This is a genomic window from Longimicrobium sp., assembly GCF_036554565.1.
Classification (GTDB): domain Bacteria; phylum Gemmatimonadota; class Gemmatimonadetes; order Longimicrobiales; family Longimicrobiaceae; genus Longimicrobium.
Genome location: NZ_DATBNB010000442.1, coordinates 1 through 2,838, shown reverse-complemented (window position 1 = coordinate 2,838; position 2,838 = coordinate 1). Strand labels below are relative to the sequence as shown.

Genomic DNA, 2,838 nt, shown 5'->3' with positions numbered 1-2,838 from the left:
ATCTCGTACAGCCGGTGCACGCCGGTGGTGGTCTCCTCGCTCACGCCGCGCAGGTCGGCGGCCACGCGCGTCCACAGCGTGGGGTCTTCCGACAGGTTGCGGCGCAGCACCTCCAGGATCACCCCCCACTCCTCGGAGTCGTTCTCGGGGTCGAAGCCCGGGACGGCGCCGGCCGCCTCGTACTCCACGCCCTTGTGCACGAGCAGCGTGGCGTCGCCGCCGTCATCGAGCAGCAGGTTGGGGCCACTGCCGTCCGGCCAGATCAGCGCCTGCTCGGTGCACCACCAGTACTCCTCGAGCGTCTCGCCCTTCCAGGCGTACACCGGCACGCCCTGCGGATCCGTCTCCGTGCCGTTCTTGCCCACGACCACGGCGGCGGCGGCATGGTCCTGCGTGCTGAAGATGTTGCACGACACCCAGCGCACGTCGGCGCCCAGCTCCACCAGCGTCTCGATGAGGACGGCGGTCTGCACGGTCATGTGCAGCGAGCCCATGATCTTGGCGCCGGCGAGCGGGTTCTTGCCGCGGTACTCGGCGCGCAGGGCCATGAGGCCGGGCATCTCGTGCTCGGCCAGGCGGATCTCCTTGCGGCCGAAGTCGGCCAGGGAGATGTCGGCCACCTTGAAGGGCTCGCGGCCCATTTCGCGGGCGGCGGTGAAGGGGTTGCTGGTAAGTTCGGCGACTGCGCTCACGTACGCTCCAGGGAGTAAGGAATAGGGAATAGCCGGATCGGCTATCGTTCACGCTTTACCACTCGACCACACCGGGGCCCTGTCATCCTGAGGCCCAGGCGCACCTCACACCGGTTCCTCGCGGGCACTCTGTCATCCTGAGGCCCAGGTCCACAACACACCGACTCCTCGCGGGCAGCCTGTCATCCTGAGGCCCAGGCCCACAACACACCGACTCCTCGCGGGCAGCCTGTCATCCTGAGGCCCAGGCGCACAACACACCGACTCCTCGCGGGCAGCCTGTCATCCTGAGGCCCAGGCGCACCGCACCGGCCCGCACACCAGCCCTCGCGGGCCGAAGGATCTTGCCTGAATCACTTCATGGCCGGGGCGCGGCAGCGACTCCAGACTCCGGGACTCGGATCAGCGGCGGCTGCGGCTCGGGTTCCGAGGCTGGGGGGCTGCCTCCGGCCCTGCACGGGCGAATGAATTCGCTGCAACAACTACACGATGTCCACCTTCGTGGACTGCCTGCTTTCGTGTGCGTTCGGCCTGTGCGGCGCGTCCTTGCCTTTCGCACTTTCGCACTTTCGCACTTTCGCACTTCCGCACTCACGCACTCCGTCGTGCGCTCGCGGCGAAGAGCGTGGGGCCCTTGGCGGCCGGGTCCGGCGGCAGGGGGACGTAGCGAAAGGCCGTAAGCCCCGTGTCCGCCATCCATCCGCCCAGCCGCTCCAACTCGAAGCCCTGCCACACGTGCCCCATCGCCTGGCGGTACTCCTCGCGGTCGTGCGGCATCATGTCTACCACCAGCAGCCGGCCACCGGGCTTCAGCGCGCGGGCGGCCTGGGCCAGGGCGTCCGCGGGCTCCGCGACGTAGTGCAGCACCAGGAACGCCACCGCCGCGTCCAGCGTGCCGGGCTCGATGGGCAGCGATTCCAGCTCGCCCTCGCGCACCTCCACGTTGGCGGTCCCGGCCAGGCGCGCGCGGGCGGCCTCCAGCATGGCCGGCGAGCCGTCGACCGCGATCACCCGGGCGACGAACGGGGCGAGGGAGGCCGCCATCTGCCCCGTTCCGCATCCCAGATCGCCCACCGTCCACGCCTCGTCCACCAGGCCCAGCAGCCCCAGCAGGTCCGCGCGCCGGCCGAACAGGTCCGCCCGCAGCCGGTCCCACTCGCCCGCGGCGGAGGAGAAGAACTCGCGCGACCGGGTGCTGCGCTGGGCCAGGACGCTCCGCAGCCGTTCCGCGTCTTGCGCTGCCCCGGCCAGCTCGGCCACCTCGCGGCGGACGATCTGCCAGAGCTGGCGGGCGTCGGCATCCAGCCGGTCGGCGGGCATCCGGTATCGGCGGCTGGTGCCCTCGGCGCGCGCGCTCACCCATCCCTCGTCGCCCAGCAGCTTCAGGTGCCGGCTGACGGTGCTCTGCGGAAGCTGAAGCACCTGGCACAGCTCGCCCACCGTCAGCTCGTGCCGCTCCAGCACCAGCAGCAGCCGGCTGCGTGTGGCATCGGCCAGGGCCGACATGCGATCGAAGATCGCGGGGGCGGAGACACTCATCTATCCGTTCATCCGGCTGGAAAGATACAACACCCTCCGGCCGGAAGCAAGCGAGCCCCGCGAATGGATTTCGCGGGGCTCGCAACGGGGCGACGAGGCGGCGGTCAGTCGCCGTAGCGGTCGTCGATGGCTTTGCGGATTTCCTCTAGCGACTTGCCGTCGGCGTGCATCTCGCCGGCCATGCGCGCCTCGTTCTGGCAGATGCCGCAGGTGGTGGCCATCCGGTTCTCAAAGCACTCCAGCAGCGAACGCAGTTCGTCGCGATCGTGACAGTCGCAGTGGCAGTACAGCGCATCGAGGATGGACGGTATCCGCGCCGCGATCGTGTACGCGTCGCGCGCGCTGCTGGGCACGACCTCCGCCGAGAGCACGCCCTGCCCCGAGATGCCCTCACGCGGGGCCGGGTGATGGCCGCGCGCCTGCGCGGCCTGACCTTGATGATGCGCGTGGTCCTGCGCCCGCGCCGCGTCCGGCACCAGCGCGCACAGCAGCATCGCGGCGAGCATGGCCGGCGCGCTACGGAACGCGCGGAGGGTGGAAGAGCGGATCGGCATTGGACTTCGGAGGATCAGGGTAAGCATGGATGATAACGTCTCGCGTCCGTTCC

General features: G+C 69.9%; 3 protein-coding genes. All 3 read right to left on the bottom strand.

Annotated features, from left to right (window positions below):
• Positions 1-641: adenosylhomocysteinase (locus VIB55_RS12095; RefSeq protein ID WP_349263017.1), on the bottom strand; the 641-nt coding region annotated here is incomplete at its 3' end.
• A 642-nt stretch (positions 642-1,283) separates the two neighbouring features.
• Entirely contained in the window at positions 1,284-2,231 is a 948-nt protein-coding gene (locus VIB55_RS12090) for a metalloregulator ArsR/SmtB family transcription factor (RefSeq protein ID WP_331876901.1), read from the bottom strand.
• 104 nt (positions 2,232-2,335) lie between these two features.
• On the bottom strand, positions 2,336-2,838 hold a 503-nt coding region (locus tag VIB55_RS12085; protein ID WP_331876900.1), incomplete at its 5' end, for a PCYCGC motif-containing (lipo)protein.